This window comes from Streptomyces sp. NPDC053426, from assembly GCF_055585405.1.
The window spans coordinates 68469-93111 of the sequence record NZ_JBVJKE010000021.1; the positions used below are offsets into that span (position 1 = coordinate 68469).

16 protein-coding genes and 1 pseudogene are annotated in these 24643 nt (G+C 72.0%); all 17 read right to left on the reverse strand.

Features of this window, described 5'->3' with window-relative positions; genetic code table 11:
* Window positions 1-147: 147 nt before the first annotated feature.
* Window positions 148-1344 carry a glycosyltransferase family 2 protein gene (locus ACZ62B_RS32930; RefSeq protein WP_344555365.1) on the reverse strand — a complete coding sequence of 399 codons (1197 nt, stop codon included), beginning with the start codon at window positions 1342-1344 and terminating at the stop codon, window positions 148-150.
* 205 nt (window positions 1345-1549) lie between these two features.
* Window positions 1550-3655, reverse strand: a complete 2106-nt coding sequence (locus ACZ62B_RS32935) for a hypothetical protein (protein WP_344555364.1) — start codon at window positions 3653-3655, stop codon at window positions 1550-1552.
* A gap of 153 nt (window positions 3656-3808) precedes the next feature.
* On the reverse strand, window positions 3809-5305 hold the full coding sequence (locus ACZ62B_RS32940; RefSeq protein WP_344555362.1) for a bifunctional cytidylyltransferase/SDR family oxidoreductase: 1497 nt from the start codon (window positions 5303-5305) through the stop codon (window positions 3809-3811).
* 225 nt (window positions 5306-5530) lie between these two features.
* Window positions 5531-6694 (reverse strand): hypothetical protein, encoded by a 1164-nt coding sequence (locus tag ACZ62B_RS32945; protein WP_344555360.1) that lies wholly within the window; start codon window positions 6692-6694, stop codon window positions 5531-5533.
* A 346-nt stretch (window positions 6695-7040) separates the two neighbouring features.
* The gene (locus ACZ62B_RS32950; protein ID WP_469693148.1) at window positions 7041-8591 is read right to left on the reverse strand and encodes an alkaline phosphatase D family protein; all 1551 of its coding nucleotides are present in this window, start codon (window positions 8589-8591) and stop codon (window positions 7041-7043) included.
* 198 nt (window positions 8592-8789) lie between these two features.
* Window positions 8790-10304, reverse strand: a complete 1515-nt coding sequence (locus tag ACZ62B_RS32955; protein WP_344569422.1) for an FG-GAP-like repeat-containing protein — start codon at window positions 10302-10304, stop codon at window positions 8790-8792.
* A 111-nt stretch (window positions 10305-10415) separates the two neighbouring features.
* A complete protein-coding gene (obgE, locus tag ACZ62B_RS32960; RefSeq protein ID WP_469693150.1) occupies window positions 10416-11861 on the reverse strand; it encodes a GTPase ObgE in 1446 nt (481 codons plus the stop codon).
* 106 nt (window positions 11862-11967) lie between these two features.
* Entirely contained in the window at window positions 11968-12222 is a 255-nt protein-coding gene (gene rpmA, locus ACZ62B_RS32965) for a 50S ribosomal protein L27 (RefSeq protein ID WP_003976205.1), read from the reverse strand.
* Between the two features lie 14 nt (window positions 12223-12236).
* Complete coding sequence (gene rplU / locus ACZ62B_RS32970) at window positions 12237-12557, reverse strand: 50S ribosomal protein L21 (RefSeq protein WP_004931419.1); 321 nt, start codon at window positions 12555-12557, stop codon at window positions 12237-12239.
* A 214-nt stretch (window positions 12558-12771) separates the two neighbouring features.
* Window positions 12772-13365 carry a dTDP-4-dehydrorhamnose 3,5-epimerase gene (gene rfbC / locus ACZ62B_RS32975; protein WP_344569418.1) on the reverse strand — a complete coding sequence of 198 codons (594 nt, stop codon included), beginning with the start codon at window positions 13363-13365 and terminating at the stop codon, window positions 12772-12774.
* A gap of 15 nt (window positions 13366-13380) precedes the next feature.
* Window positions 13381-15369 (reverse strand): glycosyltransferase family 2 protein, encoded by a 1989-nt coding sequence (locus ACZ62B_RS32980; RefSeq protein WP_468725459.1) that lies wholly within the window; start codon window positions 15367-15369, stop codon window positions 13381-13383.
* A complete protein-coding gene (gene rfbD, locus ACZ62B_RS32985; protein WP_468878362.1) occupies window positions 15366-16289 on the reverse strand; it encodes a dTDP-4-dehydrorhamnose reductase in 924 nt (307 codons plus the stop codon). The genes ACZ62B_RS32980 and rfbD overlap by 4 nt, the downstream gene beginning before the upstream one ends.
* 113 nt (window positions 16290-16402) lie before the next feature.
* Window positions 16403-17392, reverse strand: coding sequence for a dTDP-glucose 4,6-dehydratase (gene rfbB, locus ACZ62B_RS32990; protein WP_344569414.1), 990 nt, complete (start codon window positions 17390-17392; stop codon window positions 16403-16405).
* A complete protein-coding gene (locus tag ACZ62B_RS32995; protein ID WP_344569410.1) occupies window positions 17389-18456 on the reverse strand; it encodes a glucose-1-phosphate thymidylyltransferase in 1068 nt (355 codons plus the stop codon). Before ACZ62B_RS32995 ends, rfbB begins: the two co-directional genes overlap by 4 nt.
* Before the next feature lie 217 nt (window positions 18457-18673).
* Window positions 18674-22732: an Rne/Rng family ribonuclease gene (locus ACZ62B_RS33000; RefSeq protein ID WP_469693153.1), complete on the reverse strand. Its 4059-nt coding sequence runs from the start codon at window positions 22730-22732 to the stop codon at window positions 18674-18676.
* 261 nt (window positions 22733-22993) lie between these two features.
* Window positions 22994-23770: a TIGR03936 family radical SAM-associated protein gene (locus ACZ62B_RS33005; protein ID WP_344569406.1), complete on the reverse strand. Its 777-nt coding sequence runs from the start codon at window positions 23768-23770 to the stop codon at window positions 22994-22996.
* Between the two features lie 168 nt (window positions 23771-23938).
* Window positions 23939-24643: pseudogene (locus tag ACZ62B_RS33010) on the reverse strand (hypothetical protein); the annotation flags it as partial.

The following is a 24643-nucleotide window of genomic DNA, read 5'->3' on the forward strand; positions in this document are numbered from 1 at the left end:
CCCGTCCCGAACCCGGGGCTCCGCCCCGGACCCCGCTCCTCAAACGCCGGAGGGGCTGAAGTTAGCCCCTCCGGCGTTTGAGGAGCGGGGGTTCCGGGGGCAGCGCCCCCGGGGACGGGAATGGGAAGGGGCGGCGGGGGCGAGAGATCAGGCCGGCGCCGGGGTCAGCAGGCGGCGGGCCTTGCGGGCGGCCCGGCGGAGCAGGGAGCCCGTGCCGGCCGCGCGGTGGCCGGGGACCGCGCGGGCCTCGCGCGGGGTGGCCAGGTAGACGGAGTCGGGAATGCCAGCCGCGCGCTCGCGGAAGTGCGGGTAGGCGAGGTAGACGCGGCGGCCCCGGCGCTCCAGCAGGGCCTGCGGCTGCTTCTTCTCCCGGACGAACCGGAGGACGTCCATGAGGAGTTCCAGCCGCTGTCCGGCCACCAGGTGCAGCCGCAGCCGCTCCTCGACCTTGAGCAGCCGGGCGACGCCCTCGGTCCAGTGGACGTCCATCAGCGGCCGCGCCAGCTCCAGTTTGCGCCGCCGGACGTCGTCGGTGTCCTTGAGGAACCGGGGGCCGAACTGGGGCAGCAGGGTGACGGTGAAGGGCCGCACCATGAGCAGGTCGCGGCGGGGGCCCTCGGGGACGAGGTCGGCGATCAGGTTCATCAGGGCGCGGGCGGAGTCGAACCGCAGGGTGTAGCCGCCGCTCCTGGTGACGTGCTTGCCGTCGTCGCGGCCCACCAGGTAGTAGCAGGTGTAGTCGGCGATCACGGAGACGCCGTCGGCCCGCAGATAGGCCTCCATGGTGAACAGCGCGTCCTCGCCGGTGAACAGGGACTCGTCGAACCGCATGCCGTGCCGGTCGAGTAACGCGCGGCGGAACAGCTTCTGCGCGCTGAGCGTGAACTTGATGTTGGACGAGTAGACGTCCGTACGCTCCAGCGTCTTGCCCCACATGGACTTCGGCGCGCCCCGGTCGACGCCCTCGATCCGGCCCAGTACGACATCGGTGCCGGCCCGGTCGGCCATGGAGACCATCCGCTCCAGGGCCTCGGGACCCAGCCGGTCGTCGGCGTCCAGGAAGAAGACGTAGCGCCCGGTGGCCTTGCCCAGGCCCACGTTGCGCGGGCCGCTGGGACCGCCCGAGTTCTCCTGCCTCAGCACGGTGACGTGCATGGGCGCGCGGGCCGCGAACTCCTCCAGGCACTCCCCCGTGCCGTCGGTCGAGCCGTCGTCGACCGCGACGACCTCGATGCGCTCCGGGTCGATGGTCTGTGCCTCCACGGAGGCGAGGCACTCGACCAGGTACGGCATCGCTTCATACGCCCCGATGACCACGGTGACATCAGGCTGCGCCATGGTCACGTTTCCCCCTGTTCACTTGAATAGCTCCCCGTATCGCCTCATTCGCTACTTGTTAGACGGGTGTTCGAGGCAAAGGGTTGCCCCGGACACCTGTTTCAGTGGTCCACGTCACAGGGTCGCCGTCGCCCCGTCGGGTGTGCGAAAGGGCTCGGCCCCCGAGGATCAACTCCTCGGGGGCCGAGCCCTGTTGAGCCCTCCGGGCCGGTCAGACGGCGTCGGCGCCGTCCGCCTCGCCGGCCGCCGACGCCCGCGGCACGGGCACCGCGTCCGCCAGCTCCACGTCGGGGCCGCCGGTGGTGATCCGGGACTCCTGGCCGAGGTTGCGCGTCTCGGCCTTCAGCGCGAGCTGTCCGACCGCGGTGTTGAACTGGTCGATGGACTTCGGCTCGTCCGGGCCGAGCAGATAGCGCTTGAGCTCCCCCCGGTCCTCGGCCAGCGGGTCGGCGGCCGGGTCGCGGACCGCGTCGAGCAGCCCGCCGAGTTCCTTCGCGCTGTTGGACAGGATCACCGCGGCGCGCACCGCCGTGTTCTGCCGCTTGAACTCCTCCACACCGAGTTCGGCGGAGTCCGTGACGGCGTACGGCTTGCCGCTGGCGATGAAGTCGGAGACCACGCTGGAGATGTCGGAGACCATCGCGTCGGAGACGTTGAAGCAGTCGTACAGGCGCGGCTCGGCACCCGTGATGACGCGGTGCTCCCAGTCGGGGAAGGAGCGCCAGTACGCGGTGTTCCACTCGGCGCGCAGCCGGGCGGTCTCCTCGTGCCGGGCCACGTCGGCCACCCCGTCGCGGGAGGCCTCGGCCTCGTCGCCCTTCTCGGTGCCGCCGGTCAGCTCGGCCAGCCGGGCCTCGATGCGCGCCAGTTCGGCCTTGGCCTCGCTCTGGGCGGCCGTGTCGGCGGTGAAGCGCGGATCGGCGGCGCGCGCGGCGGCGGCCTTCTCGATCAGTGCGGTGATCCGCTGGTGGGCGGCCTTCGCCTTCGCGCTGCGGGTGCCGGTGAAGGGGTGCGGCTTGTACAGGACCCGCACCGCCGGGTCGGCCTTGACCAGCTTCTTCACGATGTTCTCGCCGGCCAGCAGGATCGAGGTGTTGCCGGGGTTGTCGTCCCAGCCCTCCCAGGTGGGGGCGTACAGGACCGTGGGCACGCGGTCGCCGGGGACGCCCCGCCAGGTCTGGATCGGGGCCAGCTGCGGACGGCCGACCTCGACGATGTCGTCGTCGCGGACACCGACGTCGGCGATGGCGTAGCGGTCGCGGCCCGCGCGGCCGGCCGTCCACACCTCGTCGTAGACCTTGCTGAACGGGTTGACGCTGGCGAGCTTGTCGCTGTCGCCGTGGCCGATGAAGACGTGCTTCATGGTGGGCACGCGCAGCATGTGGATGTTCTTGCCGACGTTCGCCGCGTACAGCGCGACCCGCACCGTGGACAGGTCCATGTTCATCAGGTGCACCCCTCCGGGCACGCAGACGACGGGGACCGTGGTGGGCGCCAGGTTCTGCAGGATGACCCGCTCGCGCAGCAGGACCAGCGGACGGGTGTCCAGCTGCTCCATGGTCTCCAGCCACATGTTGACCTGGTAGGCGGAGTCCTTGGAGCCGGAGAAGTACAGCACGGTCTCCGGGCGGTACTCGCGCAGCCAGTCGTCGACCGCGTCCAGCACCTTCTCCGGGCTCGGCGGGGTCTTCCGGCCGCGCACGTAGGGCAGCAGGGCGAGGACGTACAGGGTGCCCGCGGCGACCGTGATGCCGATGCCGGTGTAGCCGACGGCGGCCGACTCCAGGGAGGCGCCGACCAGTATGCCGACGACCGCCGCGAGGTCGAGGTGGAGCATCTTCTCCGCGGCGCGGTTCAGCAGCGCCTGCGGCGGCGCGTCCGGGATGCGGATGCGGGAGGCCAGGTCGACGTTGCGGGTGGCGACCGGCATCCGGCGGCGGTTGCGGATCAGCGTGGTGAGCGCGCCGTGCGGGGCCTGAAGACCGTAGAAGGCGATGAAGCAGGCGATCGCCCCGTAGTAGATCAGGTTGTCCGCGAGGGACAGGCGGGCCAGCAGCAGGATCAGCAGGAGCTGCCGGATCAGGAAGCGGATCGACAGGCCTGCCCGCACCTTGCTGAGGCGGCTGACCAGGTAGCTGCCCTTGCGGTGCAGATAGTGGTCCGCCAGGTACGTCACTGCGGCCGCTGCCGCGAAGGCGGGGATGCTCGGGACGAGCGCGGCCAGCATGAGGCAGGGGAAGCCCAGCAACATGAGGACCGCCGCGGCCAGCTCGGCCGCGCTGCCCACCCGGGCGACGCGAATAGCGGTGGATATCACGGATAACCTGCTCTTGGAGGGGGGAGTGCCGGTTTTGTGCCTGTGCGCAATTCGAGAGGTAAGGATTCAGGCCCCCGCGAACTCCCGTCGACTGACTACGTGAACAGGAGGCCGTGGAGGCCTGAATTACGGAAGACTATTTAGCGGCAATTATTACACGCCGTCCTGACGGTCCAGCACCGAGGCCAGCGCCTGCTCGAACCCGGTGGCCCGCGCCGCACCCGCCGTCGGGTCCTGCTGCCGTACGTCGATGACATGGCCGGTGAGCTCGGACAACAGCACGTCCAGCGAGGTCCGGGCGACCGCCTCGGAGGAGAGCAGGCTGCCCGCCGGCTCCTGCCCGAAAGCCTTGGTGCGCATCGGCGTGGCGGTGCGCTCCGGGTTGATGCAGTTCACCCGGACGCCGTCACCGGCCCACTCGTCGGACAGGGCCTGGGTGAGGTTCACCATCGCGGCCTTGGTCGAGGAGTACAGGCTGTACTCGGCGCGCCCGCGGGTGTAGCTGCTGGAGGTGTACAGCAGCAGCTGCCCCTTGGTCTCGGACAGGTACTTGTACGAGGAGCGGGCGATCTGCACCGGGGCCAGGTAGTTGACCTTCAGCGCCTCCTCGATGGTGGCGTTGTCGGTCTCGGCGAGCTTGCCGATGCGCAGCACGCCCGCGGTGTTGACGACGTAGTCGATGCGGCCGGTCTCGCCGTACGCCTTGGACAGCGCGTCGTCGACCTCCTCCGGGTTCTCCACGTGGGTGCCGGTGGTGGAGCGGCCCAGCGCGTAGACGGTGGCGCCGTAGGACTCGGCCAGTTCGGCGATGTCCTTGCCGATGCCGTACGAACCGCCGAAGACCACCATGGTCTTGCCGGTGAGCAGCTCCCGGTAGGCCTCCTCGGAGACCTGCTCGGGCGCGGCGGTGGAGGCGAGCTGGAAGAGCTTGTCGGCGATGAAGACGTCGACGGGCTGGGTGACCTTCATGTTGTACTCGTCGCCCGCCACGACGTGGATCGGCACGTCCGGCAGGTACTTGAGCACGACCGAGCAGTCGTCCGTGGCCTGGAAGTTGGGGTCGCCGGCGGCGACCTCGTAGGCGCGGCGGATGGTGGACAGCTTGAAGGCCTGCGGGGTCTGGCCGCGGCGCAGCCGGGAGCGGTCCGGGATCTCCGTGATGAACTCGCCGTCCTCGCCGTGCGTGCGCGTGACGATGATGGTGTCGGCGGACGGGATGGCCACGTCGACGGCCTGGTAGCGCTCCAGCGCGGCCACGCAGTCGTCGATGACGCGCTGCGACAGCAGGGGGCGCACGGCGTCGTGGAAGAGGACGTTGCGGTCCTCGCCCTCGGCCAGGCCCTCGCCGAGCGCGGCGATGGCCCGCTCCGTGGTCTCGTTCCGCGTCGAGCCGCCCTCGATGACCTTGGTGACCTTCGTGAACCCGGCCTTGGCGACGATCTTCTCGATGTCGGGCACGTATCCCGGCGCCATCAGCACGATGACGTCGTCGATGGAGTCGGCCTTCTCGAAGGTGGTCAGGGTGTGCTCGATGACTGCCTTGCCGGCGATCTTCAGCAGCTGCTTGGGGATCGAGAGACCCACCCGCTGACCGGTACCGCCGGCCAGGATCACTGCGGTGGTACGGGGCTTGGCTATGTGCTGGGACACAGGTGACCTACCTTGGGGCGACAGGGAACTTCGAAATGGTCCCACTTGGGGTTACCGCAGTGCAAGGTGAGCGACCTCTGCCGCATATGTGCGCGCCACCTGTCATTCACCTAGGACTCCTGGCGCCCGGTGGGGGTTCCAGGGACGCACGGTGAATTCTTGTGAGTAACTCCACAGGAGTTATGTCATTGCTGTGCGTGACAGGCGTGACACCACCCGGTCGGCTCAGCGCAGGCGCAGCCGTTTCAGGCAGCGGTGGCCGAGGACCTTCACGAGTTCCTTCGACGATGTCCGGTGAACAGTACGCCCTTTGTCGGCGCCGTTCGTCGCGGCGACCGTGGTGAGCATCCCGAACAGGGCCTGCGCGGCCACCTCGGGAGCGAGCCGCGGCTCGTCCGCCCGCCCTCCGGACGCCGGTACGCGGGACAGCGACTCCGGGTCGCCGAGGACCCGTACGCCCAGGGAGCCGATCCGCGCGGCCGTCTCGGCGCCGATCCCGGCGGCGGCCTCCAGGGCCCATTGCGGGGTGCGGATCTTCACGTCCTGCGGGGTGGGACTGCACGCGTTCTTCATATGTGCGATCGCGCCGTGCCGCACCAGCCTCGAATACAGCTCTTCCGGAAGCTCATTGCCGCGGAATTCCTTATTGAGGTTCCGCAGCATTTCGGTCTCGGCGAGGGTGAGGGAACGGTTCGCGGTCTCCGGGACCGGCCGCAGCAGCCCCCCGGGCAGTCCGAGGAGCGACTCGAAGGTGCGCATCAGCGCGCCCCGGTCGCGGTCGTCGACCACCACGACGGTCACCCGGTCGGGACCGGTCGCCCCGGCCCACCGCTCGACCAGCCGGTCGTGCCGGTGCCGGCGCCAGAAGCTGGGGGTGGGCCGGTCGTACGGGGCCCGGCGGAGCATGTGCTCCAGCCACGGCTCGTAGCCCAGCCGCAGCCCGTTCTGCACGTACTGCTGCCACTGCGAGGGCATGATCCGCGCCAGGGGCCGCAGGGTGACCAGGACGTGCACGCGGTCGCCGCCGAGCTGCTCGACGATCCGGGCGATCGTCGCGTCGTCCTCGGCGTCGGCGAAGAACTCGCTGCTGATCACGGAGGTGCGCCGCCCGGTGGCCGCCACCTGGTCCAGCAGCCGCCGCCAGTGCTTCTCGGTGGGGACGGTGTCCCCCATCATCGCGGGCCGGGCACAGGCGGCGAGGACGGCCTCGATCGGGTGGCGGCTGTGCGCCGGGAAGTCGACGCCGTGCCGCGCCATCTCCTCCTTCGCGGCGAACAGCGCGCCCTGGACGGCGGTGGTGCCGGTCTTGTGCGGCCCGATGTGCAGCAACCGGGTACCGGCGGGGAGGGCGGGGGTGCGGGGCTCTTCTCTCGTACGGTCGGTGTCCATGCCGAGGCACGGTAGGACGCCTCACTGAGGATCCGGTGAGAGGAACCTGGAACCCACCTGAGTCGGTATGCAACCGCGGGCAGCCGCCTGCCGCCGTTCCCGCGGGCAATCGTGCCTCCCCCAGTGCCTTAAGGGCCTGGGAGGTGCCCCCAGCGGCACGGGTGGGCGATGGGGGTACCTCCCGCTCATGGGGGTCCCTCCCGCTCGAGCGAAGCCGAGAGTGGGGGAGGAGCCGAGAGTGGGGGAGGCACCCCGCGAGCGCCGGGCAGCGCGACCCGCCCCCGGCCCGCGCCAGCACGGGGCACCCCGCAAACGCGCCGGGCCGCGCGGCCCACCCCCGCCCGGCTCAGACCAGGCGCACGCCCGGCCGACCGGCCTCGACCCGCAGCCTGGCCAGCGTGCTGGGCGTGGCCCGGGGCCGCAGCACCGTGTCCACCACCCGCACCCGCGCGTCGATACCGTCACGCCGGATGTCGAACAGGTGGTACCCCCGGTGGGCGTCGAGCAGCTTCCAGTGCGGATTGTCCGCCCGCCGCGGATCCCACTGCGCACGGAACGCGGCGTGATCCTGATCACCGTTGCTGGAGATGGACGTACCGACGAACTCCGCGCCCACGACCGCCGACCCCGGATCGGCGAAGACCGCCTTCAGATCGCTGATCATCGTCAGATGGCGGTCGCCGGTGAGGACGACGGGGTTGCTCACCCGCCGGAACTCCCGCAGCAGCGCGTTGCGTTCGGCCTGGTAGCCGTCCCACGCGTCGTAGTACCAGAGCTTGCCCTCCCCGATCCGGAGATCGGTCTCGGCCATCATGATCTGGGAGGCGATCAGGTTCCAGCGGGCCGGCGAGTGCCGCAGCCCGTCGACCAGCCAGCGCTTCTGCGCGGCCCCGAGCATGGTCAGCGCCGGGTCCTGGGCCCCTTCCTGGCTGGTGGCCTGGTCGCTGCGGTACTGCCGGGTGTCCAGCACGTTGAGCCGGGCCAGCCGGCCGAACTCCAGCCGGCGGTACATCCGGATGTGCGGACCGTCGGGGACGGCGGTGGCGCGGACCGGCATGTGCTCGTAGTACGCCTGGTAGGCGGCCGTCAGCCGGGCGACGAACGGGTCGTGCGCCTGCTTGTCGGGGTCCTGCGGGATCTCGCCGGCGAAGTCGTTGTCGACCTCGTGGTCGTCGAAGGTGACCACGAAGGGCGCGTTCGCGTGCATCTCCGCGAGGTCCGGGTCGGAGCGGTACTGGGCGTACCGGTTGCGGTACTGGGTGAGGCTGTACGGCTCACCGGTGCCCTCGTGGCGTCGTACGCCGGTCGCCGAGGGACCGGACTCGTAGATGTAGTCGCCGACGAACACCACGACGTCCGGGTCCTGGTCCAGCATGTCGGCGTACGGGGTGAAGTAGCCGTGCTGCCAGTTCTGGCAGGAGGCGAGCGCGACCTTCAGCCGGCCGCCTGAGCTGTGCGGGGCGGGCGCGGTACGGGTGCGGCCGACGCGCGAGAGCTGCCCACCGGCGCGGAAGCGGAACCAGTACGTGGTGTCCGGGCGCAGCCCGCGTACGTCCACGTGGACGCTGTGCCCGTACGTGGGCCGGGCCTGGGCGGTGCCCCGGCGGACCACCTTCCGGAAGCGGGCGTCCAGGGCGATCTGCCACTCCACGGCCACGGTGCGGCCGGGCATGCCGCCGCCGTTCAGCGGGTCCGGGGCGAGCCGGGTCCACAGGACGATCCCGTCCGGCAGCGGGTCGCCGGAGGCGACGCCGAGGCTGAACACGCCGTCGGGCAGCTTTTCTTCGGCCGTGTGCGCGGTGGCCGGCAGCCACAGCTGGGAGGATGCGGCGGCGCCGAGCACGGCGGCACCGGCGGTCAGGACGCGGCGGCGGTCGGGCTGAACTGCTCCGGACATCGGGCGAACTCCCCTGCCTCGTACGACACTCGGACACTGGGAAGTTCGCGGTCCGGGCGGGCCGTCCGCTGAACACCGTGGTTCGCGTGCATGACAAGCAGGGGGACAACGGGAAACCCGCCGCGGCACGGGAACGTCCCGTGGCCACGACGGGTCTGCCGGGTGAGCGGCGGGCGACGGCCGCTGGAGCCCGTACGGTCAGTCGGCGAAGGCGGTGCCCAGCTTCGCCCCGGTCGCCACCGTGCCGAGGGTGCCCGCGCCGAAGGTCCCGGCGCTCCCCGCGACGGCCGTCGGGGTGGAGCGGAAGTACCACACCGACCCGGCGCCGGAGTTCTCCCCCGGCGCACCGACGACGAGGTCGGCGAGTCCGTCGCCGTCGGTGTCGCCGAGGTGGGTGGCCCCGCCGAACTTGTCGTTCTTCTCGGCGGTGCCGGGCACGTTCGCGGTGTTCTGGGTGACCGTCAGACCACCGGCGCCGGTGAGGCCGTTCGCGGTGCCGCGCAGCACGACGACGGCGCCGGCCGCGGACACGCTGCCGAGGTCCTCGCCGGGCACTCCGGTGACGACGTCCTGGTAGCCGTCGCCGTCGACGTCCCCGATGTGGACGTCGGTGCCGAAGGCGTCGTCGTCCTCGGCGGTGCCGGGCACACCGGGGCGGTCCTGGTTGAGGAAGACGGCCTTCACCCCGTCGGGGCCCTCGGGGGTGCCGGGGATCCAGGTGACCCGGCCGCCCTTGACGTACGGGTTGTCGAGGTCGCTGTCGTATCCGTCCACGGCCCGGCCGACCACGATGTCGTCGTACCCGTCGGCGTTCACGTCCCCCACGTCGAGGTTCTCGCCGCCCTGGAGGCCCGCGCCGTCGATGTCGTAGACGAGGGTGAAGGGGTTGAGCGCGGTGCGGTCGCCCAGCCAGTACACGACCCGGCGGGCGTCGTACTCGTCGCCGTCGTTCTCGGTGGCGACGACGTCGGTGAGGCCGTCGCCGTTGACGTCACCGGCGGCGAGGTCGAGGATCCGGCTGTCGTACACGTCCCTGACGGTCTGTTCGCCGCCCGCACCGGCACCGTCCCGGCCGAAGGGGCCCTTGAGGATCCGCAGGTCGTGCAGGTTCTCGACCGTCACGACGTCCGGGGCGCCGTCGCCGTCGACGTCCCCGACGGTCAGGTGGCCGAAGGCTCCGAGGCCGTCGTACGCGTTTCCCCCCGAGGCGAGCGCGGCGCCGCCGGACAGCCCCTGGGGGCCGCCCCACACCACCTCCACCAGCCCGGAGTCCTCGCCGCCGTCGGCGGTGTCCTCGCGGCCGACGCCGACGACGAGATCGGCGTAGCCGTCCTGGTCGAGGTCGGCGGTGGTGAGCGCGCTGCCGAACTCGTCGCCCGTCTCCACGCTGCCGGGGACACCGGCGGTGTTCTGGTGGAAGACCTGCCTGGTCGCGGTGCGCAGCCCGTTCGCCGACCCGTACACCACGGCGACGTAGCCGGCGCCCTTCTTGCCGGCGACGGTCGCGGTGGGGGCGGCGACGGCGAGGTCGGCGTAGCCGTCGCCGTTGAAGTCGTCGCGCGGCTGCGCGGCGCCGGCGGCCGGTCCCCCGGCGGGCGCCGCGTGCGCGCCGGGCACCGCGAGGGTGCCGGCGACGACGAGTGCCACACCCGTCGCGAGCGCGATCCGGGCGGGGCGGGTGAGGTTCCTGTGGCGTGGGGAAGGCGCGGCCATGGCGGGCGTCCTGTCGTAGAACCGGTCGGGTTGCCGTTCAGTACGACCGGCCGGAACACCCGTTGGTTGCCCGGGTGTTCACCACGACCTCACCCGCCGTCACCGCACCGGCTAGAACGGCTCGAAGTCGTCGTACTCCTGCTCGGACTCGTCCCGTTCGGCCTGCTTGTCGCGGCGCCGCTGGGCGGCCGGGCGGGGCGCCTCGAAGCGGTGGTCCTCGCCGCGCCGGCCGAGCATCTCCGCGCCGGCCGTGACGGTCGGCTCCCAGTCGAAGACGACCGCGTTCTCCTCGGGGCCGATGGCGACGCCGTCACCGGACCGGGCGCCGGCCTTCATCAACTCGGTCTCGACACCGAGGCGGTTGAGCCGGTCGGCGAGGTAGCCGACGGCCTCGTCGTTGTTGAAGTCGGTCTGGCGGACCCAGCGTTCGGGCTTCTCGCCGCGCACGCGGAACAGCGGTTCACCGTCGACGTCCTCACGGGTGACGGTGAAGCCGGCGTCGTCCACGGCCTTGGGCCGGATGACGATCCGCGTCGCCTCCTCCTTGGGCCTGGCCGCCCGTGCCTGGGCCACCAGCTCGGCGAGCGCGAACGACAGCTCCCGCAGCCCCATGTGGGCGACGGCCGACACCTCGAAGACGCGGTAGCCGCGCGCCTCCAGGTCGGGGCGCACCATCTCGGCGAGGTCCTTGCCGTCGGGGACGTCGATCTTGTTGAGGACGACGATGCGGGGGCGGTCGCCGAGACCGCCGTACTGCCGCAGCTCCTCCTCGATGATGTCGAGGTCGGAGACGGGGTCGCGGTCGGACTCCAGCGTGGCGGTGTCCAGCACGTGCACGAGCACGCTGCACCGCTCGACGTGCCGCAGGAACTCCAGGCCGAGCCCCTTGCCCTGGCTGGCGCCGGGGATGAGGCCGGGCACGTCGGCGATGGTGTAGACGGTCGACCCGGCGGTGACGACACCGAGGTTCGGGACGAGGGTGGTGAAGGGGTAGTCGGCGATCTTCGGCTTGGCGGCGCTGAGCACGGAGATCAGCGACGACTTGCCGGCGCTCGGGTACCCGACCAGCGCCACGTCGGCGACGGTCTTCAGCTCCAGGACGACGTCCCGCAGGTCCCCCGGCTCACCGAGCAGCGCGAACCCGGGCGCCTTGCGGCGCGCGGAGGCGAGTGCGGCGTTGCCGAGCCCGCCGCGTCCGCCCTGGGAGGCGATGTACGACGTCCCGTGCCCGACCAGGTCCGCGAGCACGTTGCCCGCCTTGTCCAGGACGACGGTCCCGTCCGGCACGGGCAGGATCAGGTCCTGTCCGTCCTTGCCGCTGCGGTTGCCGCCCTCGCCGGGCTTGCCGTTGGTGGCCTTGCGGTGCGGGGAGTGGTGGTAGTCGAGGAGGGTCGTCACGGACTGGTCGACGGTGAGGATCACATCGCCGCCGCGTCCGCCGTTCCCGCCGTCGGGCCCGCCGAGCGGCTTGAACTTCTCACGGTGGACGGAGGCACAGCCGTGGCCTCCGTTACCCGCGGCGACGTGCAGCTCGACGCGGTCCACGAAGGTGGTCATGGTGGGGTGCCTCCAGAGACGTATCAGGGGTTTCTTGTCTTAACACGCGAAAGGCGGACCCGCCTTCCCGACCGGGAAGTGAGGTCCGCCTCGCGAAAGCTTCCGATCAGGCGACCGGAACGATGTTCACGACCTTGCGGCCACGGTGGGTGCCGAACTGCACCGCACCGGCCTGCAGGGCGAACAGCGTGTCGTCGCCGCCACGGCCGACGCCGGCGCCCGGGTGGAAGTGGGTGCCGCGCTGGCGGACCAGGATCTCACCCGCGTTGACGGCCTGACCGCCGAAGCGCTTCACACCGAGCCGCTGGGCGTTCGAGTCGCGACCGTTCCGGGTGGACGATGCGCCCTTCTTGTGTGCCATGTCTCCTCAGTCCCTTACTTCGCAGCCGCGGGGATCTCAGTGACCTTGATCGCCGTGTACTGCTGGCGGTGGCCCTGACGACGGCGGTAGCCGGTCTTGTTCTTGTAGCGCAGAATGTCGATCTTCTGGCCCTTGTGGTGGTCCACGACCTCGGCCTGGACCTTGATGCCGGCCAGCACCCACGGGTCGCTGGTCACAGCGTCGCCGTCGACGACGAGCAGGGTCGAGAGCTCGACCGTGTCGCCGACCTTGGCGGTGGAAATCTTGTCAACCTCAACGATGTCGCCGACAGCAACCTTGTGCTGGCGACCACCGCTGCGCACGATGGCGTACACGCGGATCTCACTCTCACTCGAAGAACGGCATCCCCGCAGGCCAGCCGTCCGGCCAAGAACACGGACGACCTCTCCCGGACACCGGAGCACCCGGAAGGAAGAGGTTTACGGGGACGTGGCGGCCCCGATGGACACGCCGACGGTCAAGGTTACGGGGCCGTGGCCGAACGGGTCAAACCGGCCCCCCGCGGGAGGCCGGCCCGACCCGGACGGTTCAGCGGCCCAGGCCCTCCCGGTAGGCCACGCACGCCTCGTAGGAGGGGAGGAGGCCCTGGTCGCGGGCCTCGGCCAGGGTGGGGGCCTGCTCGTCCTTGGCGGACAGGAGCGGGGTGAGGTCGGCGGGCCAGTCGATGCCGATGGCCGGGTCGAGGGGGTGGACGCCGTACTCCCGCTCGGGGGCGTACCCCTCGGAGCAGAGGTAGACCACGGTGGCGTCGTCGGTGAGCGCCATGAAGCCGTGGCCGAGGCCCTCGGAGAGGTAGACGGCGTGGTGGTCACGGTCGTCCAGGCGGACCGTCTCCCACTGGCCGAAGGTGGGCGAGCCGATCCGGATGTCCACGATCACGTCGAGGACCGCGCCGCGCACGCACTTGACGTACTTGGCCTGGCCGGGCGGCACGTCGGCGGCGTGGATGCCGCGCAGGGTGCCCCGGCTGGAGACGGACATGTTGGCCTGGGCGAGCGTGAGCGGGTGGCCCACGGCCTCGGTGAAGACCGGGGCCTTGAACCACTCGTGGAAGCTGCCCCGGTCGTCGGGGAAGATCTTCGGCTCGTGCACCCAGGCACCGGAGAGGGAAAGGGGTCGCATGGAAGGGGTCCGTCCTCAGTTCTTCTTCTCGTTCGACAGTGCGCGCTTGACCCGGCCGGCGGCCCGGCGCCACAGCGGGCGGGACTGGGCGGGCCGCTTCGCCGCCGGCTTCTTCCCGGCCGGCGGGGTGTGCCGGTCGATCACCCGGGCGGTGCCGTCGGCGGCGACCACCACGTCGACCGGGAGGCGGGTCCACTTCGCCTCGCCGCGGCCGGCCGACGGCACGCCGATCCGGACGGCCCAGCGCTTCCCGGTGAGCTTGTCCAGCGGCAGCGTGGCGGTCACGGTACGGCCGTCGGTCACGGCGTCGGCCGGGTACTTGCCCACGTTCTTGCGCTCGAAGCGGAGCCGCACCGGGTCCCCGGCGTCCGCCGTGCCGTGCAGCGCCAGCGGGAGCCGCACGGTGGAGCCCTCGACCACGGCCCGGGCCGGGTCCATCAGGGCCACCGCCTCGCGCTCCAGCTTGTTCGTGTGCTGGTCGACGTCGAGGGAGAGGTTGCCCGGCCCGTCGGTCCAGTACGGCAGCACCATCCGCCTCGGCTCACCGGTGAGCGCGGCCAGCCGCCCGGCGTCCACGTCCTCGCCGCGCACCGCGCCGAGCCGGGTCTCCTTGCTCCAGCCGCAGGACTTGATGCGCAGGTGCAGGTCCCAGAGGCCCTTGTCCAGGGGCTTGCCCGCGGCCGCCGTCTCCGGGTCGAGGACGGCGCGCGTGGTGATCCGCTGCCGGAAGGAGCCGTCCCCCGCGTCCAGGCGGTGCAGTTCGCACTCGACCGGGAGGTAGTACTGCGTGGCGGTCTCCCGGTGGCGGACCACCAGGTCCACGTCGCTCTTGTCGACCGGGGCGGCCAGGGAGATGTCCTGGCCGGCCAGCGCCTTGAGCGCCTTCTCGGACAGCGGCAGGCCGAGCAGGTCGCGCCCGCCCTCCCGGCGGAAGGTCATCGGCTCGCCGTCGACCTGGTACTCGGAGGTGAAGCCGACGTTCAGGACGCCGTCCTCCCAGGCCAGGGAGTCCAGGGTGCCGGTGGGCTTGATCCCGGCCTCCCAGTGGGCGAGGGCGCGGACGTCCTCGTAGAGGTCGGCGGCGATCAGTCCGGCCACCACCCGCTGGGTGGGGGCGACCCGCTTGAACACGCCCGGCCCGAAACGCTCGGTGACCACCCCGCGGATCTCGCGGTACAGCTCCTCGGCGTAGTCCTCGGGGAGCTTGAGCAGCCGGCTGCCGCGCAGCCGCTCGACCATCTCGTTGCGCAGCCAGCGGCTGAACAGCTTGTCGCGCAGCGGGCCGGGCTCGGTGAGCTCCTCGACCACGTCGAGGGCCTCGCGGAGGTTCTTGAAGTAGCCGACCGGGTCGAAGCGCTGGAAGCCGGCGTTGGAGCCGTCGTCGCGGGTGATGTGGTAGTAGCACAGGTAGTCGCCCAGGACGGCGACGCTCTTCGCCCGCAGGTAGGCCTCGACGACGAAGACGTGGTCCTCCAGCCGGCGGCGGCCCTCCTTGAAGCGCATGTCGTGCTGCCGGAGGAACTCCCGCCGGAACATCTTGTGCGGGGTGAGGCTGTCGATCAGCGGCGCGTTCTCCACCGTCGCGCGCGGCCGGTTGACCCGGAACAGCTCCTGCGGGACCGGGCGGCCGATGCCCGCCATCTTGCCCACGACCACGTCGGCCTCGTTCGCCTTGCCGTAGTCGTACATCCGCTCGAGGGCCTCGTCGCCGAGCCAGTCGTCGTGGTCGACGAACATGACGTACTCGCCGCGGGCGGCGTCGATGCCGGTGTTGCGGGGCTTCCCGGACCAGCCGGAGGACTCCTGGTGGATGACGTGGAAGTGGGGGTGCTCGGCCGCCAGTTGGTCCAGCCGGGCGGGGGTCTCGTCGGTGGAGCCGTCGTCGACGAAGAAGACCTCGAACTCGTCGGGGGTGAGGCTCTGCCGGAGCAGACCGTTGACGCAGTCCTCGACGTACTTGCCCGGGTTGTAGACCGCGATGACGACGCTGACCTTGACTGTCACGCCGGGTTCTCCTTCTCGTGGACCCGGTGGATCTCCGGGAACGCCTCGGTGAGGGCCGCGCGCCAGTCGCGCAGCGGCTCGATGCCGGCCGCGGCGAAGCGCTCGTGGCCGAGCACGCTGTAGGCCGGGCGGGGGGCGGGGCGGACGAACGCCTCGCTGGTGGTGGGGCGGACCCGGTCCGGGTCGGTGCCGAGCAGGCGGAAGATCTCGCGGGTGAAGCCGTACCAGGTGGTCTCGCCGGAGCTGGTGCCGTGGTAGACGCCCGCCGGGGCGGTACCGGCCAGGGCTCCGCGCCCCAGCTCGACCAGCAGGCCGGCCAGGTCGGCGCTCCAGGTGGGCTGGCCGCGCTGGTCGTCGACGACGTCGAGGGTGTCCTTGAGGCCCTCCAGCTTGATCATCGTACGGACGAAATTGCCTCCGCCCGCTCCGTACAGCCAGGCGGTGCGCACGACGTAACCGCTGTCGGGGAGGGTCTTCAGGACTGCCTGCTCGCCGGCCAGCTTGGTGCGGCCGTAGGCGCTGCGCGGCGCGGTGGGAGCGTCCTCGGCGTACGGCGTCGTGGCGTCGCCCGCGAAGACGTAGTCCGTGGAGACGTGGAGCAGGACGGCGCCGGTGCGGGCGCAGGCGGCGGCGAGGTGGGCCGGGCCGTCGCCGTTGATCGCGAGCGCCTCGGCCTCGCGGGTCTCGGCGTCGTCCACGGCGGTCCAGGCGGCGCAGTTGACGACCACGGCCGGCCGGTGGTGTTCGAGTGCCCGCCGCACGGCGTCGGCGTCCGTGAGGTCCAGCGCCGCCCGGTCCAGGGCGGTGGTCTGCTCCCCCGCCGCGGCCAGCCGGGCCAGCACGTCCTGGCCGAGCATCCCGCCCGCCCCGGTGACCAGCCAGCCGGCCGGCGTGTTCCCCTGTTCCTCTGTCGGGTTCATCCCTCTTCCTGTCCTCCGTACCGGATGGCGCGGGCCCCGGGCGGGATCCGGGGCGCGCGGGAAATGCCTGAACGGGCCCGGGGCGTTCCCGGGCCCGCGAGACGGGTGACGCGTCAGCTCAGCGCCGCGCGCTCCTTCAGCGGCTCCCACCAGGTGCGGTTGTCGCGGTACCACTGGACGGTTTCGGCGAGGCCCTGCTCGAAGCTCTTGCGGGGCTCGTAGCCCAGTTCCTCGCGGATCTTCGTGCAGTCGACGGAGTAGCGGCGGTCGTGGCCCTTGCGGTCCTGGACGTACTCGACGCTGGTCTCCCAGTCGGCGCCGCACGCCTTCAGCAACAGCTCGGTGAGCTCCTTGTTGGAGAGCTCGGTGCCGCCGCCGATGTTGTAGATCTCGCCCGCGCGGCCCTTGGTGCGGACCAGCTCGATGCCCTGGACGTGGTCGTCGATGTGCAGCCAGTCGCGGACGTTGCCGCCGTCGCCGTACAGCGGGACCTTCTTGCCGTCGAGGAGGTTGGTGACGAAGAGGGGGATGACCTTCTCGGGGAAGTGGTGGTGCCCGTAGTTGTTGGAGCAGCGGGTGACGCGGACGTCCAGGCCGTGGGTGCGGTGGTAGGACAGCGCGATCAGGTCGCTGGACGCCTTCGCCGAGGAGTAGGGCGAGTTGGGCTCCAGCGGGTGGGTCTCGGGCCAGGAGCCCTCGTCGATCGAGCCGTAGACCTCGTCGGTGGAGATGTGCACGAAGGTCTTGACGCCGGCCCGGTGCGCGGCGTCGACGAGCGTGTGGGTGCCGACCACGTTCGTACGGACGAACTCCGCGCCGCCGTCGATGGACCGGTCGACGTGGGACTCGGCGGCGAAGTGCACCACCTGGTCGTGCTCGGCCATCAGCTTGCCGACCAGCTCCGGGTCGCAGATGTCGCCCTGCACGAAGGCGAACCCGGGGTGCTCGCGCACCTCGTCGAGGTTGGCCGGGTTGCCCGCGTACGTCAGCTTGTCCAGGACGGTGACCGCGACGTCACCGGGGCCCTGGGGGCCGAGCAGCGTACGGACGTAGTGCGAGCCGATGAAACCGGCACCGCCGGTCACCAGGATCCTGGTAGTCATGAGGAGATCTGCACCTTGCTGTGATCACCGAGCACGAGCCGGTGGGCCTTGGGGTTACGGGGAGCGGGCGTGACCTCGACGTCGCGCCCGATGAGCGAGGCCTCCACCCGGCGCACGCCGGTCACGGACGCACCCCGCAGGACGATGGAGTACTCGATTTCGCTGTCCTCGATCCGGCAGCCCTCGGAGACCGAGGTGAAGGGGCCGATGTACGCGTCGTTGACCACCGTACCGGCGCCGATGACCGCGGGCCCGACGATCCGGCTGCCGCTGACCCGGGCGCCTTCCTCGATGCGCACCCGGCCGATGATCTCGCTGGCCTCGTCCACCGTGCCCGCGTGGTGGGGCTCCAGGGTCTCCAGGACGGACCGGTTGACCTCCAGCATGTCGGTGACGTTGCCGGTGTCCTTCCAGTAGCCGGAGATCGTGGTGGAGCGGACGTCCCGCTTCTGGTCGATCAGCCACTGGATGGCGTGCGTGATCTCCAGTTCGCCGCGCCAGGACGGCTCGATGGAGCGGACGGCCTCGTGGATGGCCGGGGTGAACAGGTAGACGCCGACGAGGGCCAGATCGCTCTTCGGCTGCTTCGGCTTCTCCTCCAGTCCCACCACGCGGCCGTCGGCGCCGAGTTCGGCGACACCGAAGGAGGTGGGGTTGGGGACCTTGGTCAGCAGGATCTGCGCGTCGGGCCGTTCGGTGCGGAACTCCTCCACCAGGCCGGTGATGCCGCCGACGATGAAGTTGTCGCCGAGGTACATCACGAAGTCGTCGTCGCCGAGGAAGTCCTGGGCGATGAGCACGGCGTGCGCGAGTCCCAGGGGCGCTTCCTGCGGGATGTAGGTGACCTCGATGCCGAACCGGGATCCGTCCCCCACCGCCTCACGGATCTCGTCCGCGGTGTCGCCGACGATGATCCCGACCTCGGTGATCCCGGCGTCGGCGATCGCCTCCAGGCCGTAGAAGAGCACGGGCTTGTTGGCGACCGGTACGAGCTGCTTGGCGGAGGTGTGGGTGATCGGACGGAGGCGGGTCCCCGCTCCCCCGGAAAGGACGAGAGCCTTCACGTGTGGCGCCCCAATACTGTGGACCTTGATGGGGATGGAATGTCCCCGTTTGTCTGATTTCGCAGTCAATCTGTCGGCACATCATAACCACGTGACAGGAACAACGATTCACCGGCCATTCACGTATTCGAACCCCTGATGGCCGCCCAATGGCAGAAATGATCCGCCCCCCGGGTGGGACCGGGGGGCGGATCACAATCACCGAACGATCCGGAGATCAGTCCTCCGTCGACGCGGTCACCGACGACGACGGCTGCCGGGACGCCGCCGCGGTCTTCTTCGACGCCGCCTTCTTCGCGGTCGTCTTGGCGGTGGTCGTCTTGGTGGCGGCCGACTTGGTGGTCTTCGCCGCCGCCTTCTTGGCCGTCGTCTTCTTGGCGGCGGTCTTCTTGGCCGCCGTCTTCTTCGTGGCGGCCTTCTTCGCCGTGGCCTTCTTGGCCGCCTTGCGGGCGGTCTTCTTGGCCGGGGCGGCCTCGGCCTCGGCCTCGGCTTCCTCGACGGGCGCCGCCTCCGCCGCCGCCTCCGTCGGCACCGACGGGACGACCACGACGGCCGTCTCCTCGGACGCGGTCGACGTGCTCGGCTTGCGCACCGCGCGGCGGCGCGGGCGGGCCGGGGCCCCGGTCTCGGCTGCCGCCTCGGCGGGTACCTCGGACGGGGCCTCCTCGGGCTCGGGCTCGGGTGCCTCGGCGACCGGGGCCGCGGGCTCCGCGACCGTCACCACCGTGGCCTCCGCCCCCGCCGGGGAACCGGCCGGCGCGGACACCTTGCGGGTGGCCCGGCGACGCGTACGGCCCTTGGGCGCGGCCTCCTCGGCCGGCTCGGGGACCACCGCGTCCTCGACGGCCGCGGGCTCGGCCAGCGCCTCGGCGGCCGGCTCCGGCCGCACCGGACGCGCGGCCTCCTCGGCGGCCGTCACGTCCTGCGCCGTCGGGACCTCGGCCTCGGCCTTCTCGCTCTCCTCGGCCTTGTACCGGCCGGCCCGGTCCTTGGCGGTCTCCCGCTTCGGCGCGCCCGCCGGAGCGGACACCCGCCGGCTCGCCCGGCGGCGCGTGCGCCCACGGGTGGCCGCGGCCTCCGCCTCGGCGGCGCTGCTGTACAGCTCCTCGTCCGGCACGAAAGCGTCCATGAGCGGCTCCGCCGCGGGGGGCGCGGGCAGCGCGACCGGCTCGGCGGCCTCGGCGGCGACCTCGGCCGCCGTCTCCGTCTCCGCCTCCTGCTCGGCCGTCTCCACGCCCGCGACCGCCTCGTGCTCGTGCGGCTGGTCCGCCGCACCGGCCCGCGCCCGCTTCCGGCGCTTGCCGCCACCGGCGGCGGCCGCCGGCTGGTCGAGGTGCACGATGACACCGCGCCCGTTGCAGTGGACGCAGGTCTCCGAGAACGACTCCAGCAGGCCCTGGCCGACCCGCTTGCGGGTCATCTGGACCAGGCCCAGCGAGGTCACCTCGGCGACCTGGTGCTTCGTACGGTCGCGGCCCAGGCACTCGAGGAGGCGCCGCAGCACCAGGTCCCGGTTGGACTCGAGGACCATGTCGATGAAGTCGATCACGATGATGCCGCCGAGGTCGCGCAGCCTGAGCTGACGCACGATCTCCTCGGCCGCCTCCAGGTTGTTCCTGGTGACCGTCTCCTCCAGGTTGCCGCCCTGGCCGGTGAACTTGCCGGTGTTGACGTCGACGACGACCATCGCCTCGGTCCGGTCGATCACCAGCGAACCGCCGCTGGGCAGCCACACCTTGCGGTCCAGCGCCTTGGCGAGCTGCTCGTCGATCCGGTACGTGGCGAAGACGTCGACCTCGCTGGTCCACCTGGACAGCCGCCCGGCCAGGTCCGGCGCCACGTGCGACACGTACCCGTGGATGGTCTCCCAGGCGTCGTCACCGCTGACGACGACCTTGGAGAAGTCCTCGTTGAAGATGTCCCGCACGACCCGGACGGTCATGTCCGGCTCGCCGTACAGCAGCGTCGGCGCGCTGCCGCCGTTCTTGGACTTCTTCTTGATCTCCTCCCACTGCGCCTGGAGCCGCTCGACGTCGCGGCGCAGCTCGTCCTCGCTCGCGCCCTCGGCGGCGGTGCGCACGATGACGCCCGCGTCCTCGGGGACGACCTTCTTGAGGATGGTCTTCAGCCGGGCCCGCTCGGTGTCGGGCAGCTTGCGGCTGATGCCGGTCATCGAGCCCTCGGGGACGTACACGAGGTAGCGGCCCGGGAGGGAGACCTGGCTGGTGAGGCGGGCGCCCTTGTGCCCGATCGGGTCCTTGGTGACCTGCACCAGGACCGACTGGCCCGACTTCAGCGCGGACTCGATGCGGCGCGGGCCGTGGCCCATGCCGAGCGCCTCGAAGTTGACCTCACCGGCGTACAGCACGGCGTTGCGGCCCTTGCCGATGTCGATGAAGGCGGCCTCCATCGACGGCAGCACGTTCTGCACCTTGCCGAGGTAGACGTTGCCGACGTACGAGGTCGCCTGCTCCTTGTTGACGTAGTGCTCGACGAGCACGTCGTCCTCCAGGACGCCGATCTGCGTGCGGTCGCCGTGCTGGCGGACCACCATCACGCGCTCGACGGCCTCGCGGCGGGCCAGGAACTCGGCCTCGGTGATGATCGGCACCCGGCGGCGGCCCTGCTCACGGCCCTCGCGGCGGCGCTGCTTCTTCGCCTCCAGACGCGTGGAGCCCTTGATGGACTGCACCTCGTCCGACGGCTCGGCCTTCGGACGCGGCTCGCGGACCTTGACGACGGTGCGCTCGGGGTCGTCGGCGGTCGCCTCGGCCTCGCCACCGCCGTCACCGGCGCGGCGACGACGGCGACGACGGCGCCGGCTGCTGCTGGACCCGGAGTCCTCGCGGTCCTCGGCCTGCTCGGCCGCCTCCTCGGCGTCCTCCTCGACCTGCTCGGCGGTGTCCTCGGCGTCCTGGGCGGCCTGCTCGGCGGAGACGTCCGCGGACTCGCCGCCCTCGATGTCGGTCTCGGCAGAGTCACCACGCCGGCGACGACGGCCGCCACGGCGACGGCGACGGCGCGAACCGGCGGCCTCGCTGTCGTCCTGGTCGTCGGCCTCGGCGAGGTCCTCGGCCTGCTCCTCGGCCTCCTCCGCCTCCTCCGCCTCGTCCTCGGCGCGGGTCACGGGAGCGGCCTCGGGCTCCTCGCCCCGGCGCCGGCGACGACGGCGGGCGGCGGGCTGCTCCTCGGCCGGCTCCTCGGTCCGCTCCGGCTCCACCGCCGGTTCGGCGACCTCGGCGGCCGCTTCGGCGGCGGCCCGCTCCGGGGTCTGGAAGCGGGGCTCGGTGAACACCGGCGGCTGGAACACGGCGACGGCCGGACGCGCGGGGCGCCGCGACGGGGCCTCCGCCTCGGCGGACCCGGCGGGCTCGGCGAAGCCGGCGGCGGCCTTACGGACCACCCGGCGCCGGCGCCGCGGAGCTGCCTCGTCGGTGACGGGCTCGGGGGCCTGCGCGGGCTCGGGAGTCCGTACGGCCTCGGGGGCCTCGGCGGGCTCGGGGGCCTCGGCCACCGGGGTCTCCTCGGCGGCGGGCGCGTCGGCACGCCGCGTGGCGCGACGGCGGGTCCGGCGCGGGGCGGCGTCCTCCGCCGCGGCTTCCCCGGCCTCGGGTGCCTCGGGTGCCTCGGTCGTGGCCTCGGCGGTCTCGGTGGACACCTCCGGGGAGGTCACGCTGCGCGTGGCCCGGCGCCGGGTACGGCGCGGAGCCGCGTCCTCAGCCACGGCTTCCCGGGCCTCGGGGGTGGTCTCCGGGGCCGCAGGGGCGGTCTCCGGGGCCACGGGGGCGGTCTCCGGGGTTTCGGTGGTCGCCGTCGGCGAGGTCACGCTGCGGGTCGCGCGGCGCCGGGTGCGGCGCGGGGCCGCGTCCTCGGTGGTGTCCGCGGCGACGGCGGGCCGCTCGGGAGCCGGAGCGGTCTCGGGCGCGGCGGGCGTCGCCGGTACGACGGTCTCGGCGGCCTTTGCCGACTCGGGTGCCCCGGCCGGCGCGGCCGCGCGGCGGACCACACGACGACGCCGGGGCGCGGCGGCCGGGGCCTCGACGGGCTCGGCCTCCTTCTCCGCCTCGGCCTCGACGCCCTCCTGCTCCACGAGCTCATCGGGCTCGGGGGCCTCCGCGGCCGGTATGGCCGGCGCGACGGTCTCCGCCGTCACGTCGGCCGTCCCGGCGGGCGGGCCCGCGGGGCGGGACGCGGCACGGCGCCGCCGCCTCGGCGGCAGGGTGTCGCTGGGAGTGTTCGGTTCGGAGCCCTCGGTGGGCTCGATCGGTTCGAGCATGCGGGCGTTTCTCCCGTCAGGCTCCCGGGCGCCGCACCTGGTCCGGCGATGCCGGTGACGTCCGCGGCTCGCGCGGTGCGCGATCGCCGCCGTCCGGGGCGCGGGCGCCGCACGGGAGCACTCTGTGTCCTGTCTCGCCGGTTCCGTACGCCGAATGCGTACGGCCTGGCGAAAGTCTTCTGGTCGGTGCGCTGCCCGACCCAGGTGGCTCCCGAGTTCGAGGGCGGCGCTTACGACGTCCGTCCCTTCGCGGGACCTTCCTTACGCCGGCACCGTCGCGGCGGCAGTGGCGCCGGCCGGTTGCGGCTCGGTCGCTGCTGCCTCGCGGTCGGGCGCGAGCGGGTCGGTCACCGTGCCGGTCTCTTCATCGAGCAGCCCCTGCGCCAGCCTGGTCACCGCTGCGGGGACCGGCGGCGCCAGGTCGGCCACGGCGCGGAGACCGGACAGGACGTCGTCGGGTCGTACGGCAGGCGTCACGTGCCGAACAACCAGCCGCAGTATCGCACAGGGCCGGTCGGTCGGCCTATCAGGCTGTGACAAGTCGGTTTCCGTGGTCTCCAGGCCCACGACCGCCGAGCGGGCGTCGAAGGTACGGACGCCGTTCTTGGTCCGGCGCTGGACCTCGACGGTCCCGGCCGCGTTGAAGACGTCCACCGCGCGGCGGGCGTCCTCGGGGCCGACGCCGTCCAGCCGCAGCTCCCACACGGAAGCCGTCAGCCGGTCGGCGAGACCCGAGGTGCGGGCCTCGACCGCCTCGACGATGTCGAGCCCCGCGGGCATCGACTCGTCGAGGAGGACCCGGAGCCGCTCCGGGTCACGCGGCTCGGTGAGCGCGATCTCCAGATACTCCGCCTCACTGCCCGTGCCGGTGGGTGCGGCATTGGCGTACGACACCTTCGGGTGCGGTGTGAACCCCGCCGAGTACGCCATCGGCACCTCGGCGCGGCGCAGCGCACGCTCGAAGGCGCGCTGGAAGTCACGGTGGCTGGTGAACCGGAGGCGGCCGCGCTTGGTGTAGCGCAGTCGGATGCGCTGCACCGCGGGTGCGGGCGGCGGGCCTTCGGGCTGTCGCTTGCCCAGGGGAACTACTCCTTGTGTACGGCGGTCGGACCGGGGCACACCCCCGCATCGGCGGGGAACCCGGTTCCGGTTGGCGCTTGCCCAGCGTCATACGGTCCGAATCACCCCCGCGTCGGCGGGGACACTTCACTCGGTCCTCTTTTCTAGAGTACGCGTTACCGGCGCCACAGGTTCCCGCCGGTGCGTGAGCTGCGGTTCCTTCCCCGTATCGGCCGGTTCGCCGAGCAGCATCCGGCGGAAGTCGGCGCGTGCCTGCCGTACCGACGCGCGGGCGGCGGCGAGGGCCTGCCGGGTGGCCCGGCCCACCGCGCGGGCGGCGTCCCCGACGGGCCGCAGCACCGTGTCGCGCACCACGTGCCCCACCGGCGTCAGCACGCTCCGGTACACCCACCGCACCGGCTCCACGAACACCCACCGGAAGAGCCTCCCGAGGAACCGCCCCACGGCGAGCGAGATGTGCCCGGCGACCCGCCAGGCATGACCGAGGGCGTCCCCGACCTCCCGCGCGACGACCGCGAGCACACGTCCGACGGGCACCAGCACCCACCGCCACACCGCGAGCGCGGGCAGCACCAGCAGGATCCGGGTGATCCAGTACAGGCCCGCGCCGATCCCGGTGACGACCGTCGCCACCAGCCACACCAGACCCTTCCCGCACCAGACGACCGCCCGCCCCACCGGGGCCAGAACCCACCGGTACAACCACAGCGCGGGCAGCACCACCAGGATCCGGGCGATCCAGTACAGGCCCGCGCCGATCCCGGTGACGACCGTCGCCACCAGCCACACCAGACCCTTCCCGCACCAGACGACCGCCCGCCCCACCGGGGC

What these genes read in the sequence shown, in the direction of transcription:
- ACZ62B_RS32945 (WP_344555360.1), bottom strand. Translation starts at nt 6,694, where the DNA reads ATGGACACCGACCGTACGAGAGAAGAGCCCCGCACCCCCGCCCTCCCC.
- ACZ62B_RS32950 (WP_469693148.1), bottom strand. Translation starts at nt 8,591, where the DNA reads ATGTCCGGAGCAGTTCAGCCCGACCGCCGCCGCGTCCTGACCGCCGGT.
- ACZ62B_RS32955 (WP_344569422.1), bottom strand. Translation starts at nt 10,304, where the DNA reads ATGGCCGCGCCTTCCCCACGCCACAGGAACCTCACCCGCCCCGCCCGG.
- obgE (WP_469693150.1), bottom strand. Translation starts at nt 11,861, where the DNA reads ATGACCACCTTCGTGGACCGCGTCGAGCTGCACGTCGCCGCGGGTAAC.
- rpmA (WP_003976205.1), bottom strand. Translation starts at nt 12,222, where the DNA reads ATGGCACACAAGAAGGGCGCATCGTCCACCCGGAACGGTCGCGACTCG.
- rfbC (WP_344569418.1), bottom strand. Translation starts at nt 13,365, where the DNA reads ATGCGACCCCTTTCCCTCTCCGGTGCCTGGGTGCACGAGCCGAAGATC.
- rfbD (WP_468878362.1), bottom strand. Translation starts at nt 16,289, where the DNA reads ATGAACCCGACAGAGGAACAGGGGAACACGCCGGCCGGCTGGCTGGTC.
- rfbB (WP_344569414.1), bottom strand. Translation starts at nt 17,392, where the DNA reads ATGACTACCAGGATCCTGGTGACCGGCGGTGCCGGTTTCATCGGCTCG.
- ACZ62B_RS33000 (WP_469693153.1), bottom strand. Translation starts at nt 22,732, where the DNA reads ATGCTCGAACCGATCGAGCCCACCGAGGGCTCCGAACCGAACACTCCC.